Annotated in this window: 11 protein-coding genes; 5 read left to right on the plus strand and 6 right to left on the minus strand. The window is 39.6% G+C overall.

From position 1 onward, the window contains the following. Positions 1 to 8: 8 nt before the first annotated feature. Positions 9 to 1,670, minus strand: coding sequence for a nucleoside kinase (locus tag PLE33_03605; protein HPS60329.1), 1,662 nt, complete (start codon positions 1,668 to 1,670; stop codon positions 9 to 11). 105 nt (positions 1,671 to 1,775) lie between these two features. Here PLE33_03605 and PLE33_03610 point away from each other — a divergent pair, with 105 nt between their 5' ends. Next, positions 1,776 to 2,729: a YitT family protein gene (locus tag PLE33_03610; protein ID HPS60330.1), complete on the plus strand. Its 954-nt coding sequence runs from the start codon at positions 1,776 to 1,778 to the stop codon at positions 2,727 to 2,729. Positions 2,730 to 3,032: 303 nt separating this feature from the next. On the opposite strand, the gene PLE33_03615 is transcribed toward PLE33_03610, so the two are convergent. Then, positions 3,033 to 3,941 carry an endonuclease/exonuclease/phosphatase family protein gene (locus PLE33_03615; GenBank protein ID HPS60331.1) on the minus strand — a complete coding sequence of 303 codons (909 nt, stop codon included), beginning with the start codon at positions 3,939 to 3,941 and terminating at the stop codon, positions 3,033 to 3,035. A 263-nt stretch (positions 3,942 to 4,204) separates the two neighbouring features. On the opposite strand from PLE33_03615, the gene PLE33_03620 reads away from it, so the two are divergent. After that, complete coding sequence (locus tag PLE33_03620; GenBank protein ID HPS60332.1) at positions 4,205 to 7,732, plus strand: C25 family cysteine peptidase; 3,528 nt, start codon at positions 4,205 to 4,207, stop codon at positions 7,730 to 7,732. Positions 7,733 to 7,981: 249 nt separating this feature from the next. On the opposite strand, the gene PLE33_03625 is transcribed toward PLE33_03620, so the two are convergent. From PLE33_03625 to PLE33_03640, 4 genes are read right to left on the minus strand one after another with little or no spacing between them, the layout of a single operon-like run. Next, positions 7,982 to 8,908 carry a dihydroorotate dehydrogenase gene (locus tag PLE33_03625; GenBank protein ID HPS60333.1) on the minus strand — a complete coding sequence of 309 codons (927 nt, stop codon included), beginning with the start codon at positions 8,906 to 8,908 and terminating at the stop codon, positions 7,982 to 7,984. Then, on the minus strand, positions 8,893 to 9,684 hold the full coding sequence (locus PLE33_03630) for a dihydroorotate dehydrogenase electron transfer subunit (GenBank protein HPS60334.1): 792 nt from the start codon (positions 9,682 to 9,684) through the stop codon (positions 8,893 to 8,895). The genes PLE33_03625 and PLE33_03630 overlap by 16 nt, the downstream gene beginning before the upstream one ends. Continuing rightward, the gene (locus tag PLE33_03635; protein HPS60335.1) at positions 9,677 to 10,975 is read right to left on the minus strand and encodes a dihydroorotase; all 1,299 of its coding nucleotides are present in this window, start codon (positions 10,973 to 10,975) and stop codon (positions 9,677 to 9,679) included. Before PLE33_03635 ends, PLE33_03630 begins: the two co-directional genes overlap by 8 nt. A gap of 13 nt (positions 10,976 to 10,988) precedes the next feature. Next, a complete protein-coding gene (locus PLE33_03640; GenBank protein ID HPS60336.1) occupies positions 10,989 to 11,927 on the minus strand; it encodes an aspartate carbamoyltransferase catalytic subunit in 939 nt (312 codons plus the stop codon). A gap of 249 nt (positions 11,928 to 12,176) precedes the next feature. Between PLE33_03640 and PLE33_03645 the strand changes: the two genes are divergently transcribed. From PLE33_03645 to PLE33_03655, 3 genes are all read left to right on the plus strand, one after another. After that, entirely contained in the window at positions 12,177 to 14,621 is a 2,445-nt protein-coding gene (locus PLE33_03645) for a S8 family serine peptidase (protein HPS60337.1), read from the plus strand. Then, on the plus strand, positions 14,587 to 17,868 hold the full coding sequence (locus PLE33_03650; GenBank protein ID HPS60338.1) for an Ig-like domain-containing protein: 3,282 nt from the start codon (positions 14,587 to 14,589) through the stop codon (positions 17,866 to 17,868). The genes PLE33_03645 and PLE33_03650 overlap by 35 nt, the downstream gene beginning before the upstream one ends. A gap of 244 nt (positions 17,869 to 18,112) precedes the next feature. Then, complete coding sequence (locus PLE33_03655; protein HPS60339.1) at positions 18,113 to 18,493, plus strand: hypothetical protein; 381 nt, start codon at positions 18,113 to 18,115, stop codon at positions 18,491 to 18,493. The last annotated feature ends 259 nt before the right edge of the window (positions 18,494 to 18,752 follow it).

Consider the following 18,752-nt stretch of genomic DNA (forward strand, 5'->3'; position numbering starts at 1 on the left):
TTAAAACCTCAATAACGGAAAATACTGCCGTCTGTAAATTCTCTGATAATAGAATTATACGGTACCAGAGAATCGGCAATATCTTTACAATTGGCAATTAAACCGGAAAGACGCTTAGCTTCCATATAGGCAGAAGAGGAAGGAGAAACCCTCAATAGCAATTTCCAGGCATATTTACGAATTACGCCAATTTCATAAGTTAAACTGCTGTTAAACATATAATCCGCATTTTCCTGATAGGGAAAAATATTCTTTTCTTCACCTTCACGCACATCCTGCCAACGGCTTAATGTCTCTTCAGCGCTGTAACCCCTATAACGATGATCGCGAATAATTCTTCTAAGCAATCTGCAATCGGTTGTAGAAATCCGGTTATGATTATCTAAATTCAACTGATTGAGGGCACTTACATAAATTTTCACTTTTTTATGGGCAGGAATGGAAGCAGTTAATGTTTCATTCAATCCATGAATACCTTCCATTACAATAATGCTGTTAGAAGTGAGTTTTACGAAATTATTGCTGTGACGCCGAACTCCTCTGGTAAAATCATAGCGGGGTAATTCTATCTGTTCTCCTTCCAGCAATTGATTCAGCTGCAAATTCAAATAATCCAGGTCTAAAGCATAGATGGACTCAAAATCGTATTCCCCGTTTTGTTTTCGGGGGGTTTTATCCCGGGGCAGGAAAAAATCATCCATTCCAATAACCACAGGTTTTGCTTTACACGCTTGCAATTGAACGCCTAAGCGTTTGGCAAAGGTAGTTTTTCCGGAGGAGGAAGGACCTGCAATTAACACAATTTTCACCTCTTGCCGGGTAACAATATCGGCAGCTATTTCCGCAATTTTTTTCTCGTGCAGCGCTTCTTCCACCTGAATGAATTCTGAGACCTCATAGTTATCAATTAGTTTATTGATGTCTATTATATTATGTACGCGTAAAATATCCAGCCATTTATCCTGTTCCTGGTGCAGAGAGAATAATTTGGCAGGAAGTTGAAAGGGATTGATTTCCATTTTATCATCCCGACTGGGAAACCTTAAAATAAATCCGGGAGCTCTATAAACAATATCAAAGCTCTTTATTTTGCCTGTTCTTTCCACCAGAGGATGACTGAAGCTATCATAATACTTTCCGCATCTATATATTTCCACATTTTCCTGATAGTGGTATTTCAGGTTTTTCAGCACATCTTTGCGTCCCATAGAACTAAAAATATCCAGTGCTTCATCCGTTTTCACTACAATCTTTTCTATCGGTAAATCACTGTTAACAATATTCTGCATCTCATTTTTCAACCGACTGCAATCCTCTTCCGTAAAATTCTGCGAATTGAATACCTCGCAAAAAACACCGTCCGCAATGGAATGTTCAATAACCAGAGAGTGCTCGGTTCCCATCAAAGTATATAGTGCTTTAGCCATAATAAAGATAGTGCTATCCTGATAAATTCTATAGCCCTCCGGGTGTGAATAGGTGAGGCAATCAATCAGGGTTTCCCTATCCGGGGCGTAATCTTCATTGACATATTCCTGATGATTTATTTTAATGGTTAAGATCAGGGATTTATTTATCGTCGTTCTTTTTATAATATCGGTGAGCGGAGCGGGTTTATCCAGCTCCAGCAAAGTATGTTTAATTCCGTTTAAGCGAATGTCTAAAATCATTTTCTACCTGCTTTCCCTTCCTTTAGGGGATACTTGAAGTTATTTTTTACATAAACCAAGGATTTGGTGATTATGATTTAGTCAAGAAATTAGGAGATGCGGCAAATGCCTCAAATTACATCAAAACAATATCTGCAAAGAGAAATTGGACGCCTTGCGGGAATTGTCTTTGCCTCTATTTTTTTCGCCATTGGTTATTCCTGGTTTTTACTGCCCTATAATATGGCTCCTGGAGGAGTTGGCGGTTTATCTCAAATTTTATATTATTTTTTAGGCATACCCAATGGCGTGTCTATGATTTTAATCAATATTCCGCTGTTTATCCTCAGCTTCATCTTTATTGGCAAATCCTTCGGCAGTAAAAGTTTATACGGTATGATCGTAAGCGCTGTAATGACCGACCTGCTAAGTTTTCCTGCGCTTTATAAATTGGGAATTATTTCCGATCTGAAGCCCTATACTCATCTTCTTAACGGGCGGAAAATTTATGCTTTGTTAGCTCCTGAAGATTTGCTGCTAAGTGCAATAGCCGGAAGTGTTTTACTCGGAATCGGGTTAGGATTGATTTTCCGTTTTCGGGGCTCCACAGGAGGAACCGATATCCCTGTTGCACTAATTAAACAAAAGGCAAATCTTTCTATCGGGACAGGATATTATATTGTGGAAACAGGAATTATTTTACTGGTTGCCATTGCCTTTAAAGCCCCCAAATTACTTATCTGGGGTTATGTGAATTTATTTATTACCGTAAAAATTACCGATTTGGTGAGCGAAGGTCTTCCCTATATCAAAGGAGCTTACATCATTTCCGATGCTGTAGATGAAATTCGCCAGGAAATTTTCAGTCAACTGGATAGAGGTGTAACTTATCTGAATGGTGTAAGCGGTTTTAATAAGCGAGATATAAAAATACTTTTTGTGGTGCTGAACAGAAGACAGGTGCCTTTGCTTACGGATATCGTTAAAGACGCCGATCCAGATGCCTTTATGATTATTATGGATGTGTATGATGTTTTAGGATATGGATTTAAGTCCCGCAGTATCAATTTAAGCGAATAAACTTTACTACCTTGTTTAACTGCGAAGGCACTATCTTTCCTGAGGGCTATAGTTTTTCAGGGAAGATAATACAGACCGCAAGTGGCTGAATTAATGGTTTTTACAAAGGTCGCTTGCTTGTCCCTTTATTAACGGTTTAACAATTCTTTAACGATGCTTTAACTTCACTAAGGAAGCGTTAAAGAATCTTTTAAGAGTTATCAATGGCTCTATGCTCAATCATCTTACAATGAAGCAGGCATAAACCTGAACATAGTTTAGGATTTCATTGATGCTTATTCTTAATCTGTAAATTCCGGATTGTTAACGGGAAAGGCGAATGCCAACAGGTCTATGGTCTGAAATTGTTGCCGCATAAGTATTCCAACTGAGCATCCAATTTTCTGCTAAAATTGTTCTGCAATATTTTCCGGCACCTTCAAAATCGGCAAAAAGTTCATTGGAAATGAGAATATGGTCTATATGGCTGAGCGAACTTGGATAGGATACATTGGAATAGGAAGGCGCAATCGCAATTGGCATATCGGCAAAATAATATTCTTGCGGTTTAGCTAAAAAACTAAGAAATACATTATATTCATCCGGTTCTGCTATCTGGTCATTCAAATCACCCAAAACAATCACTCGGCTATCGGATAAATTGGTGGAAATATAGTAATCCAGTTCCTCACAGGCAAGCTGACGGCGTCTTTCTTCGTCCCAGCTGTCACTGGCGTCAATATTATTATCCCCGTAAGCTTTGAAATGATTATTGATCAGAATATAGTTTTCGTTATTCCAGGTTATATTCAGCAGATACGGCGGACGGGGAAAAGGATTACTGTCATTTTCATAGATAGTGTATTGCTCATTCACGGTAACTGTTCCTGTATCATAAAGATAAGCAAGACGATAGGCATCGGTGGCAGTGTAAACACAGGCAGCATAATTAGGGATGTCATCCGCCATTTCCATAAAGGCATTATAATCCATAATTTCCTGAAAGGCAATCACATCGGCATTTATTGCTAGAATCATTTGTTTTAGTGACGCAAGGTCTGTCCCTTCCGGAAAAGTTTTCAAATTCCAGGTAACAATATCCAGAGTATTGTTAGTTCCGAAAGTGATGGATGTAGGATCATTCTCTTCCGGATTTAAGATTGTATTTTTTCCGCAGGCGGACAGGATTACTAAAGTGATTAGTAACATTATCACTGTTTTTCGGTGTGGCATCTATTTTCCTTACTGTATATAATATTATTTTTTGCTTGCTGCTTCTTTTGTCCTTCCTGCTAAGCAGAAATTAACAAAATGACTGCATCTTCAATATAAAAACTATATAAAAGGTAATTTAAACCCGACTTTGACAGGGTGTAGTTTATAAAGCAATTTAGCAGCCAATTTTATAGTAAAATAGCCCCCAAAAACAAAATTACTAAACAGGTTGGAAGGTTTATTGCATAAATCTGATTAGATACGCTTTTAGCGGAGGATAAATGAAACAATATATACTGCTCCTGATGCTTCTTGCCTGCGGTCTGTTAACCGCGGTTACAGGGCAAAGCTTCTATACTGTCGGTTCTACTTTGCAAGCCCATTTTGAGGGCTTGAGGGAGGAATCTTCTTCCCTTGAACCGAACTATAATGATGATAGTGATACCGATAGTGGTTCCGTAATTACCAAAACCCTTGCTTTCCCTTTTACAGATGCCAGTTTACAGGTCTCCTCTATGATTTGGAAGGTGTTTGATGCGGAAGGTAACTTTTTATTTAGTGAACAAAAATATATTGATCAGGCAGTAAATATTGTAACCGGTTTTACTTTCAGAGAAATGCGCGGTTACACTATTCGGATTGAAACCCTAAAGGAAGAAGAGAATGGCTATCGCACTTTAAGCGAACTTAATTTTGAATTACTGGGCTCCAATCCTTTTCCTCTTCCCGCCTCAGTTTCTCCCGCTTTTATTGATGCCTACAAAGCTTTAGCAGATAATTTTGAGAATTCCTACCTGCGAAATTTACCTCTCAGCCGACCAAAAATGTTAATTATTACTCACAGTCAGCTAACAAACTACCAGCAGGATTTTATTTCCTGGAAAAAATCCCTCGGTTTTGATGTCTATACCGTAAATAAAAGCGATATCGGTTCGGATGTGCAACAAATTAAAAATTTTATCGCTTCGCACTATCAAACATATCAATGTGACTATCTATTCCTTTGGGGTGATGTTAACGGAACTTATGCTATTCCTACTAATTATATTACCTCGCCGGAATATGCAGAAACTGATGCAGATGATAATTACTACACAATGCTGGAGGGCAATGATTACTTTCCCGAAATGCTGGTGGGAAGGTTTTCCTTTGCTAATGCCAGTGAATTTCTTGCTATGGTTAATAAAACCATTGTTTATGAAAGTGCAAGGACACCCTTTATGAACGATACAAATTGGATGAGGAAAGCTTTAACGGTTGCCGGAAATTATGCTGAAGGTGATTTAAGGCCTACTACTCCTATTTCTATGTCCCGATGGTTGCGAGATAAAATGCTGGCTTTTGGTTATATGCAAGTTGATACTGTTTTCTGCCCTCCAACCTATCCCGGAACCTTAGCAATTCAGCAATCCATCAGTCAAGGTGTTCAATTTATCAGTTATCGCGGTTGGGGTGATGCTAATGGTTGGCACTATCCGGCTTTTCATATTCCGAATTTGGACAACACTTTTAACGGTGTCAAAATGCCGGTTGTATATTCCATCGTTTGTAATACCGGGGATTTTGCCAATACCGTAAATCCGAATTTCGGGGAAGCTTGGATGCGGATGGGCTCTATGGCAAATCCCGGTGGTTGTGTTGCTTTTGTAGGTCCTTCCGATTTACATACCAAAACCCGATTGAATAATTCTATTTCCAGCGGAGCTTTTCGCAGTATTTTAGATTGGGGCGTGCGGGGTTTCGGTTCCAGTGTTTTGATGGGTAAAATTGAACTCTACAAGAATTTCCCTAATGATCTTGCCCATAATCAGTATGTGGAATTTTATTATCATGTATATAACATTTTAAGTGACCCCAGCTTGAATATGTGGGTTTTAGTCCCCAATCAGATTCCTGAAACCGTTATTGCCGGTGGACTCACTTTTCAGCAAAGTGATAGTTTTATCCGCATAAATGCCCCGAATTTAAATAGCGGTATAGTTTCCGGAACCAGAGACGGGATAAATTACACTTATGCTCCGATAGCTAACGGCTATGCTATTTTGCCTATAGACCCCAATGTAGAAGGTGATTTAACGATAACAATCAGTAAAAAGGATTATGTTCCCCTGGTGCGGACTTTAACTTTGCAAGATAATGCTACTATCGGTATCGTTTCCAATAACTTAGCACAAACAATTCTGGCTCCGAATGAGTCCTATTCTCTTTCTCTGCAGCTAAAGAATTTCTCTTCAGATGCCTATAATAATATCAATGCAACTTTGGCTTGCAATCATTCCGGGGTAAATATAGATAATCCTGTTGCAACTATTAGCACTATCAATCCGGAGGCAACTGTGCCGGTTAATTTCAATTTCTCTACAACCGGAGCTATTAAGCCCGGAGCAGTAATTGATTTTACCCTCACTTTGGATAATCCTTCAGTAACCGGTGTATTTCAGTTAGTTGCCGGTGGAGCTGAAATACAGATTATTAATTCTACAGGTATTTTGCAGATAGGTAATGCCAATAATATTACTTTTACCGCAGCCAATCAAGGCAATTTTGCTATGGAAAATATCTCTCTGCAAATTCAATCGCTTACGCCAGCTGCTACGGTACAAAATACCCCAATTTCTCTTGGTTCTTTGGCTCCCGATGAAACCAAACAGTTTACTGCAACAATTACTATTTTGAACGATGTCTTTCCCGGAAATAATATCCCTCTGCGTTTTAATGCTACTAATACTACCGATTACAGTTGCTATAGTTTTTATTCTGTTACTGCCGGAACTCCGGGACCAAATTCTCCTACAGGACCCGATGAATATGGTTATTTTGCTTACGATTCTAATGATTCCGGCTATCCTTCAACTCCCGTTTATGAATGGCTTGAACTTGATCCTGAAGGTGGTGACCTTTTAGGTAATCTCTTCTTAAGCCCGGATGATTCAGTGTTGACTGTTCCTTTGCCTTTCACTTTCCGTTTTTACGGTATGGATTACAATAGCGTTACGATGTCCACCAATGGCTGGATTTCTTTCATTCCCACCGATCAATCCGATTTCTATAATTGTTACATTCCTGCTGCCTTAGGTCCGTATGCCATGGTTGCCGGCTATTGGGATGACCTGAAAGGTATGAAGACAGGTGTGGATGGAACAGGTAATCCTATTTTTGCCGATATGCGTATTATTTATTGGTATGATTCGGCAAATAATCGTTATCTCATTGAATGGAATAAAGCTTACAACCAATATACTATAGATTTGGGTCCCGATGCCTCTATGGAAAAATTCCAGATTATTCTCTATCCTAAACAGCAACAAGACGGGGATATTGTAATTCAATATCATACTGTTGATAACCCGGGAATAACTACCAACTATTGCACAGTAGGAATTGAAGACCACAATCAGTTACGGGGCTTAACTTATACCCATTCAAATGCTTATCCTGTAACGGCAACTACTTTAACCCCCGGCTTGGCAATTGAGTTTACTACTACCTGGCCTGATAATTATGTTACCAATGAAGATGCCTCTTTGCCTGTTCCAGTATGCAATTTAAGCAATTACCCCAATCCGTTCAATCCTGTAACTGCTATTTCTTTTACTGCCCGAAATGCAGGTTTTGCTACTCTGAATATCTATAACCAGAAAGGACAGCTGATTAAAACTCTGCTTAAAGACAATATTTTATCCGGTAACCATAAACTGATTTGGGAAGGAAAAGATAATCAGGGAAATAATGTTGCCTCGGGTGTTTATCTGTATAAATTACAGATGAACGGAACTACCCTGACTAAGAAAATGCTGCTGCTGAAGTAGGTTAACAGGTGAACGGGTTAGCAGGTTAACTGGTTAACTTGCTAACCTCTTAACTTATTAACCAGTTCACCGATTAACCTGTTCACTCGTTGACCTGTTAACCCGTTCACCTGCTAACCCATTCACCTGTTAACCCGTTAACCTGTTAACCTGTTAACCCGTTAACCCATTCACCCATTCACCCATTAACCCGTTAACCCGTTAACCCGTTAACCCATTCACCCGTTAACCCATTAACCCGTTCACCTGTTAACCCGTTAACCCGTTAACCTTTTTTACTATATCTTTTAGTTTTAGCTGCTTTTCCCGGCAGAAAGTGTATAAACCATTATAAACATTATCTACTGCTTCAGGGTCTATAAAATTGGCTGTTCCCAAAGCAATCATAGCTGCTCCAGCCCAAAAAAACTCCAATGCATCCTGCCAGTTATAAATTCCCCCCATAGCAATTACAGGTATTTTAACTGCCTGAGCGGCACGATAAGTTAAAGCCAAAGCTAAGGGTTTAATGCCAATTCCGCTATAGCCCCCGATTCCTTTTTTAAGCATAGACATTCCATTCCGATAGTCAATTGCCATTCCCCAAATAGTATTGATTAATGATATTGCGGTAGCACCTCCATCTTCAGCTGCCTTGGCAATAATGCCAATATCTGTAACATTGGGAGTTAGTTTTACAATTAGTTCCCTGTTTGTTAAAGGTGATAGCAGAGCACATAGTTTATATACAACATCAGGATCAATACCGAAAGTGATGCCTTCATTTTCTACATTGGGACAGGATACATTTAGTTCGTAACCGGAAATCCCTTCTTGTTTTTCCAAACATTCCAGCATTTGTGCAAATTCGTTTAATGAAGCACCCGAAATACTTACAATTAAAGGAACTTTAAGATTTTTTCGCAATATAGGTAAATCCTCAGCTATGAATTTATCCAAGCCGGGATTTTGCAAACCGATGGAATTTAACAGTCCTGCTTCTGTTTCATATAAACGCGGAGGTGGATTTCCCTTTTTCGGATTGCGGGTAATAGTTTTACAGACATAAGCTCCTAAATGTTCCTGAGCAATAAAATCCAGGTTCTCCAAAGCAAAAGTGCCGGAGGCAACAGTAACGGGACTATTCATTTTTAGCCGCCCCAAAGATGTCTGAAGCGGATTTAAAATTTGTTCCATAATACCTCCGCAGCATTAAAAACAGGACCTTCTTTGCACACCCGTAAATAATTCCAGTCATTTTCATTGCCAACAGGAATGGCACAACCGTAACAAACGCCAATGCCGCAAGCCATATATGCTTCCAGAGAACAGTAATGTTCAATATTCAGTTTATTGGTAATTGCGGCACATTCTTTCAGCATTGGCATAGGACCGCAACTATATATTAAATCAATCTTCTTTTCTGCAATCAATTTTGTCATCCCTTCTGTAACCATTCCTTTTTTGCCAAAACTGCCATCTTCAGTCCAAATTTCATCACAGGGAAACACATCGTTTTGTCCTGAACCACCATGCACCCAGTAAAGCAGATTGTGCTTAATTAATTGCTTTTGTAAATACCACAAAGGAGGATAGCCAATTCCTCCGCTAACCAGCAATATTCTTCTGCCGGTAACAAAGGGAAAACCGTTTCCCAGAGGGCCTATTAGCTCTAAAAGGTCTCCAGCTTTAAGTTTATAGAGAGCATTGGTACCGGTGCCTACTTTTTTAATGAAGAAACCAATTCTCCCTTCTGCATTATCATAAATAGAAATGGGTTTAAAAAGTTTGGGCAAAGAACGGATTTCTTCCGCATCGGCAATACTGTAATGAGCTCTAATTTCAAAGAATTGTCCCGGCTGGCATTTTTTCCCCAATGCCTCATCCCATATCCAAAGAATAAAATAATCCCCGCAGAGTTCTTCGCGAGAATATATTGTCTGTTCCAGAAACTGGTGTTTGGGTTTATCCATTTTCACTATCCAGATAAGTTATTTTACCGTCACAGATAGTCACCATAATCCTGCCGGGAAACCATTGATTGAGCCAGGGTGTGTTTTTGCTTTTAGAAAGGATATTTTCCGCTGAAAAAAGAGTTTCTTTTTCCAGGTCTATAATCGTTAAATCAGCTGTTTTTCCTTCTGCTAAAATTCCCCCGGGTAAATTTAAAATCTTAGCTGGAGCGATAGTTAATGCCTCAATTAAACGGTTTAGGTCTATCTGTCCCGTCTGCACCAGGTTTTTATAGAGCACGGGAAATGCCGTTTCCAAACCAATTATGCCAAAAGGAGCCAGATCAAATTCCTTTTCCTTTTCAAAATCCGCATGAGGAGAATGGTCTGTAGCAATGCAATCAATTATTCCTTCTTTCAATGCCTGAATGCAGGCAAGACGGTCTTTTTCACTTCGCAGAGGGGGTTTCATTTTAGTATTGGTATTAAAAGATAAATTTGCCTCTTCATTTAGCACCAAATGGTGAGGTGTAACTTCACAGGTAACCGGTAAGCCCTTATCCTTAGCATTTTTTACTAATTCTATAGAGCGCTCCGTAGAAATATGAGCAATATGTAATTGAGCTCCAGCACTTTCTGCCAGCATAATATCCCGGGCAATAATCACTTCTTCTGCCAGACCCGGAATTCCACTAAATCCAAGTTTGGTAGCCACTTTGCCGGAATGGATCTGTCCCTTGCCTGCCAGAGAATAATCCTCGGGATGAATAATAACCGGAATACCAAAGTTACTGGCATACTTCATACACGAAAGCATTAGGCGCGCATCCTGCACACATTTACCGTCATCAGAAACAGCTACAATACCTCCTGCTTTCATTGTTGCCATTTCCGCAATTTCTTTTCCCGCAGATTGTTTGGTAATGGCTCCAATCACATACACCTTGGCAGAACCGTGTTCTTCAGCCCGCAATTGAATGTATTCCACGGAAGCAATATTATCGGTAACAGGTTCTGTATTCGGCATTGCACAAACAGCTGTAAAACCACCATGAGCAGCAGCTTTAGTTCCTGTAACGATATCTTCCTTATAGGTCTGCCCCGGGTCTCGTAAATGCGAATGCAGGTCTATAAAACCAGGAAACATACAAGCGCCTTTGGCATCTATAATTTTATCCGCTTTGTCGGTAGGGTAACCGGAGGAAGCTGTTCCTCCGCTTATTTTTACAATCTTCTTTCTGTCAATTAAGATTTCCCCTTTTATGAACTTTCCCTTTTGATAGATGACAGCATTTATAATTAAGGTCTTCATTATTCATTCCTCCCTATGCTTTTCCACCTAAGATTAAAAACATTAAAGCCATTCTAACAGCAACTCCATTGGCAACTTGTTCTACAATGATGCTATGATTGCTGTCTGCAATTTCAGGTAAAATTTCCACTCCTCTATTCATCGGTCCCGGATGCATAATTAAAGCATTCTTTTTAGCATATTTCACGGTCTCTTTGGAGAGAACATAATGTTTACTGTATTCTTCCAGAGAGGGGAAAAGCCCTTCCGTCATTCGTTCCAGTTGCATTCTTAAGCCCATAACGACATCCGCATCTTTTAAAGCACGAGGCAAATCATATTCTACCCGGCAGTTATAAACACTTTCCATATTTCCCGGCATCAATGTTTTAGGCCCGCAAACAGTTACTTTTGCTCCCAGTTTTCCCATTCCAATTAAATTGCTACGCACAACGCGACTATTCAAAATATCGCCAACAATGGTTATTTTCAGTCCTTTCAGGTCACCTAAGCGTTCCCAGATAGAAAAAATATCCAGTAATGCCTGAGTGGGATGTGAATGTCTTCCATCGCCTCCATTAATAACAGGTTTACCTGAATATTTGTTAACGAGTTGAGGACTCCCGGGACTGCTGTGACGAATACAATAGAGGTCTATACCCATTGCATTTAAAGTGTAAACTGTATCCTGCAAACTTTCACCTTTCTGTAGTGAGGATATAGAGGATTGAAAACTTACAACATCGGCACTTAAACGATTGGCAGCCAGTTCAAAACTCATTCGGGTGCGGGTGCTGTTTTCTACGAATAATGTACAAACCGTTTTTCCCCTTAATGTAGGAATCTTTTTATATTCCCGCAAGTTAATCTCTTTCATTCTTTTGGCTGCTTCCAGAATGAACATAATTTCTGCCCGAGAATATTCATCCAGGTCAAACAGAGAGCGTCCTGTAAATTGTGGTGTAGAGGTCATCTTTTCTCCTTTCCAGCTCACCGGCTGTGATTAAAGGTTTTGTCCCGTTTCTTGGAATATGCCAATTTGGTCAAGTGAATTTTTTGATTATATTATAAGGTAACTCCTTTTTATTGATAATGAAATGAAAAAGGGAGAATAATGAAGCCGCTGTTGAAAGATCTGAGTTTCCAGCGAAGAAATTACTTGCCTGAATTGAGAGCTTTTATAAAAAGGATTTTAGGTATCCTGAATATTTAAGGAGAAAAAATGAAAAGACCGTTGATCGTAATTACAATGCTGTTACTGCTTGGTTCTATAACAGCAGTTACTTTACATCCACAGCAAGATGTAAACAGAAAACTGTATGCACCTGACCTGATAAAAGTGAAACTTAGCGCTGAAGCAGTAAGCCGTGCCAATCTTCCAACAGACCTTTATGCTGAAAAATCATCAACCGGTATTAATGAACTGGATCAGCTAATGTCTCAAACCGGAGCTAACAAAATAATCAGAGCTCATCGTGATGTTAAAGATAAAAGTTGGGCGCAGCAAACTGGTTTTGACCGCTGGTTTTTGATGAAACTGGAGGGCAAAACAACCGTGGAAGAAGCGATTAAAAAGTTTAAAACCAATCGCTATGTAGAAGAGGCAATTCCTGAATATATAGCCTATCCTGCAGTTGTTCCCAATGATACCTATTATGCCAATAACTGGGGTCATAATAATACAGCTCAGCTACCTGCTTATACTGCTTACGGTCATACCGGTTCAGGAGTTGGCACAGTCGGTTTTGACAGTGATGCACAGCTTGCCTGGAATCAAAGCCAGGGTTATGGTTCAGCCAGTATTATAATTGCTATTATTGACACAGGTGTTGATACTGCGCATCCGGATTTGCGTTTAGTAACGGGATATGATTTTGGAGATAATGACGGCAATCCTATGGACGACAGTGCAGAGCCAGGACATGGAACTGCCTGTTCTGGAATTGCAGCTGGAAAAGCAAATAATTCTTTGGGTATCACAGGAATTGCGGGTGGTTGCAGTGTTATGCCTTTAAAAGTAGCTAATTCTAATGGAGAGATGTATTTTACAGCTATAGAGAATGCGTTAACTTATGCGGCTGATAATAGTGCTCATATTGCCAGTATGAGTTTGGGTGCAACGGATGTAGAAGAAGGAGATTCACCTTCTACGGACGCTGCCTTAAATTATGCCTATAATTCCGGTGTAACATTATTTGCCGCTACAGGAAACGAGGATAATTCCACTATTTCTTATCCTGCCAATGAAACCTCTGTAATAAGCGTAGGCGCAGCCAGCCCTTCAGGACAGAGAAAAAGTGCCTCCTCTTCCGATGGAGAATATTGGTGGGGTTCCAATTACGGTATTAATAGTCAGAATAATAAAAAAGCCGTGGACATAATGGCTCCCACAATTTTACCTGCTACAGACATTACGGGAACAGGGAATGGGTATAATACCAGCGGGGATTATTATTTATGGTTCAATGGAACATCCTGTGCCACACCTTATGCTGCAGGAGTGGCTGCTTTACTGCTTTCCAAAGACCCCTCTTTAACTCCTGCTCAGGTTTTTTCCAAGCTTACTTCTACTGCAACTGATATGACTATAGATGGAGGTGCAGGTTGGGATAGATATACTGGTTACGGAATGGTTAATGCCAATGCTGCCCTAAATACTATTGAAAGTGGAATGCCTACTTGCATAATTACTGCTCCTGCTAACGGAACCTCTTTTGCCCTCAATTCTGCTATTACTATTGATGTAAATGCTTCAGACAGTAATGGCACAATTACTTCCGTTAATTTCTACATTAATAATGTTCTTTACTATACTGATAATTCCTCTCCCTATTCCTATATTTGGAATTCTACCGGCTTTACAGCAGGAACTTATACCATTAAAACCAAAGCAACTGATAATAGTAATAATGAAACAACCAATGAAATTTCCATATCCTTAATTCAACCTGTTACCCAAGCTATTATCGGCTCCGGGACTTCTGTAACGGGAACTTCTGATGCATCGCCTGTTAATGTATGGTTCAAAAGTTTGCACGGTCAATCTGTCTATACTAAAGCAGAATTAAATGCTGCAGGAATTTTTGGTCCGGTATATATTACTCAGCTTGGTTTTAATATAGTTGGTTTGCCAGCGGTTACGATGCCGAACTTTGTAGTGCGTCTGAAGCATACTACAGCTACAGATGTCTTTACCTTTGTTACCGGTGATAATTTGGTGACGGTATATTCCAATCCTGCTTATTTGCCTACCCAGACCGGTTGGAATCTGTATAATTTTTCCGCTCCTTTTCTATGGAATGGAACAGATAATCTTTTAGTTGATACTGCCTTTGGTATTACCAGCTCTTATAATCGCTCCGGAACAGTTCAATATACTTCCATAGAAAATGGTTACCATTATCTTGTAAATGATAATGTTAATCAAACCAATATCTTTGACTTAGGAACTGCTTATTATACAAGACCCAATATTAAACTGGTGGTAGAACCAGCTTATAATGAACCTCAAATTGCAGTAACTCCAAATTCGCTGGATTTTGGCAGTATTCCTGTAGGCGAAAGCCAAACCCGGGAATTTACCATCCAGAATTATGGTAGCGAAACCCTAACCGGAATAATTAACACTCCCGATGGTTATACTGTTTCTGAAAAACATAAGAGTTAGTTTACGGACTTCAAAAAGCACTACTTCAACCCGCAATACTTTGAGTTTTAATATCCCTTCCGGCACAATCAATACTTATATTTTAAATTTTTCTCCTCTTGCAGCAGGAAGTTATAATGGCAATGTAATAATAGCCAGTAATGCTGATAACGATCATCTGGTTCATTTACAAGTTACCGGCAGTGCTTATGTTCCTCCGGCAATTGAAGTGAGCACCAATGCATTAACGGCAGCTTTGGATGCCGGCACGGAGACAGAGAAAACCTTCACTATTTCCAACACTGGGGGTTTACCTTTATATTATTACATCTCTCCAAGCGAAGGTGGCTGGTTAACCAAAAAGTTTACCCGTGCGGATAAAAGCATTGCAGGCAGCACTTTATCTTTGAACTATGCTAATTATGAACCGGGAGAGACATTGGATTGGACATTTTCTCTTTATAATAACAGCCCCGATAATGAATGGCTGAAAGATGTGTATATAACTTTCCCCGCTGGAGTTATTGTCAATTCTGCCACCAATTTTACCTGTGGAACTGCAGCTATGATTCCTGATTTAACTTCCGGTAATGGAATAACCATTCACTGGCAGGGAGAATCATCCGGGGGCTGGGGTGTTATTCACGGTGGAGAAACAGCTACTGCAATTGTAAATGTATCCATCCCCTTTACAATTAATGGAGACCTTGTTCTTTCTTACACTATCCAGGGTGATGCTTTCAATAGCGAACCGCATCAATTAAACGATCAAATAGTGCTTAATCAACTCGTAACTACTATCCCCTGGCTAACAATTGAACCTATGCAGGGTGAAGTTCCTGCTGGAGACACAGTAACGATAACTGCTTCCTTTTCTGCTCTCACTATTACACCTGGAAGCTATAATGCCCTTTTAAATATAAATTCCAATGACCCTTCCCATCCGCTTACAACTCTTACCGTAAATATGAATGTTCTGCGTCCTAATCATCCTCCGGTAATAGATTTACCTGAAAGTTACTCTTTCTATGCCAATGACTCATTGTTAGTGGATTTTACACCTTATATAAGCGATTTGGATAATGATCCGTTAACTTTAACTTGTAGCGGAAATACCGATATTAGTGTTACCATAACCGGTTTACAGGTTAGTTTCAGCTCTTTGCATAACTGGTATGGAGTAGAAACTATCACTTTTAGTGTTTCTGACGGTTTTGAGCAAAGCAGTGATCTTGTAACCATTAATGTTCTCTTGAATATTACCACCGGAGTAGTTGTGGATTCAGATAATTTACCTGCTACCTGGACAATAGATAACTCTCCTTTTAACATTACTGAGCCCATTGTTATAGATAGCACTCAAAATATAACTTTTGAGCCAGGTATCGTTATTCAGGTGTGGAATGAAGAACCAATTAATATTCTCGGTTCCATTTCTGCCAATGATGTAACTTTTTCTCCCGGCTTTCCGGATCTGTTTTGGGGTGGTTTGGAAATTTCAGGAACGGCAGGCACCCGAACAGAAAGCAATATTATCAATTGTGAAATCCTGAATGCTACTAATCCTATAACCATTATAAATTCCCATCCGATTATCAATACTGTTTATATAGCTCCGATTGATACTACAGCTTTAATAAACGGAACCGGAATTACGGTTATTGGTGTATCCCATCCTCCCATTGAGAATGTTACCATCTTAAGCTATAAAACCGGTATCCAAGTTATCCGGGGTGTGGAAGACCCACCAGTTGAACCGATTATAAACCATATAACCCTCAGAAATTCCTCCCTCTCTCAACGCCTGGAAGAAAATGATACCAAGGGTATGGTTATAACAGGAAAGAGCAATGTAATTATCTCGGATGTAGCTGTTGAGGAATATGATACCGCAATTATAGTAGATAATACCGATCCTCTTCAAGCTTCTACTCCTTCCCTGAACAATGTCCGTATTCGTAACACCAGCAGCACTTTGCGTAACGGAGACAAATGCGGAATTGAACTGAAGGGCAATGAAAATGCCATTCTGAATGATGTGCAGATTGAAGAATGCCATCAGGGAATTACTGTTGAAAATAATGGAATTCGTTCTGAAGCAACTCCTTCGCTGAATAATGTCCGTATCCGGAACACCAGCAGCACCTTAAGACAGGAACTGGAAAACATCGGAATTTTGATTGAGAATAATACCACACCTGTTTTGCGCGATGTTCAAATTGAAGATGCTGAAACCGGAATTCAGATTAACCCCGGGGGAAACATTGATCTGAAATACTCTCTTATTTTGAATTGCCAAACCGGCTTGAAAAATTATAGTGCAGAACTTATGCCTGTAACCCGTAATTGCTTTGTTATTGAAGAAGACCAGGTGCCACCTGATTTTTTGCAGAATTGCGTTGCTCTCTCTATCTATGCTACTCCCAATTTAATTTTCAGCAATAATACCCTATCCGGTTATCCTAAAATAGCTGTTATCACTTCCTCACATTTGAATTTATGGAATAATATCGTTTGGAGCAATACTGCTTTGAATAATCCTTTGGAATGTGTAAACGGAACTTACAATGTTACCTATAGCGATATTAACTATGGCACCCAGGTTTTTCCCGGAACCGGTAATATCAATGCCAATCCAAACTTTGTAAATGCCCTGGAGCTTGATTTCGCATTGCCATATAACAGTCCCTGTATTGATGCCGGAAATCCTGATACAGAACCAGACCCGGATGGCACGGTTGCCGATATTGGTTGTTTCTATTATCATCATACTGCTGCTTTTACAACTCCGGAAGGACCTTTCTTTGTTGGGCAACCTCTTCAGTTTATAAATAATTCTTTGGGGCATAATACTCCCGAGAGTTACGCTACCTGGCTTTTGAATGGAATCCCTGTTTCCAACACCTATAATCTGGATACAGTTCTAACTTCCTGGGGTAGCTACAATTTGCAGCTGGTTATGACTTCCGGACCCCTCGTGGATAGCAGTAGCGTTTTTCAATTTGAGGTTATAGATGAAACACCCCTTTCTCCGCAAAATGTAATTCTGGAATCAACCCCTGATAACTATATTTTGCGTTGGGATGCCGTTACTCTTTCCGTATCCCATACCCCTGTTACAGTTAGTAACTATAAAATCTATGCCAGCGAAGAGCCCTTTGGAACCTATACTCTCTATGTAAGTGTCCCTGCCGGTAGCAGACAAATTAACCTGAACCTGTCCGAACTTGGCTCTAAACGCTTTTTCCGCATAACTGCCGAAAAGTAAACAATATTATCAAGCAAATCCAGAACTAAAATAAGCCCGGTTAACTGCCGGGCTTTTTTTTGCTTAATCAGTGCCCTTGCCCATAAGATATATTGCCGATATGACTCCCGTATCGTTCTCGTATCGCGATATGGGAACGATATGGGAATCTTTTCTCCGGCATAACTTCAAAATACTGGTTTTGCCTTACATTCTGCTATCGCTTTTTTTCTCCCTGATAAACCTGAATAATTTACATTCCGTGTTGAAAATACATAAAAAGAAAAAGAGAATATTTGAACAAAGAGAGAAAGAGAAAAAGAGAATATTGGAACAAAGAGAACAAGAGAAAAAGAGGATATTGGAACAAAGAGAGAATGAGAAAAAGAGGATATTAGAACAAAGAGAACAAGAGAAAAAGAGGATATTGGAACAAAGAGAGAAAGAGAAAAAGAGGATATTTAAACAAAGAGAGAAAGAGAAAATGAGGATATTGGAACAAAGAGAGAAAGAGAAAAAGAGGATATTGGAACAAAGAGAAAAAGAGAAAAAGAGGATATTGGAACAAAGAGAGAAAGAGAAAAAGAGGATATTTGAACAAAGAGAAAAAGAGAAAAAGAGAAAAAGATTTAGGATTGAGAATTGAGAATTGAGAATGGAGAATTGAGAATTAACAGTGAAGGGTGAAAAGTGAACGGTAACCGGGAAAAAAAGAAGATGACAGGATGGAAAGGAAAACTTGGATGTTCATATCATTTATGGAAAAACATTCAAGTTTATAAATCCCTAAAATCCCTATAATCCTGTTCATCCCAGACCTATTATTTCTCTCTGCCTTTCTGCCCTCAGCCCTCAACCCTCTGCCCTCAGCTCTCAGCCCTCTGCCAAAAGCCCTTTAGGGCGAG

Origin of the sequence: Candidatus Cloacimonas sp., from assembly GCA_035403355.1 — a bacterium.
GTDB lineage: Bacteria > Cloacimonadota > Cloacimonadia > Cloacimonadales > Cloacimonadaceae > Cloacimonas.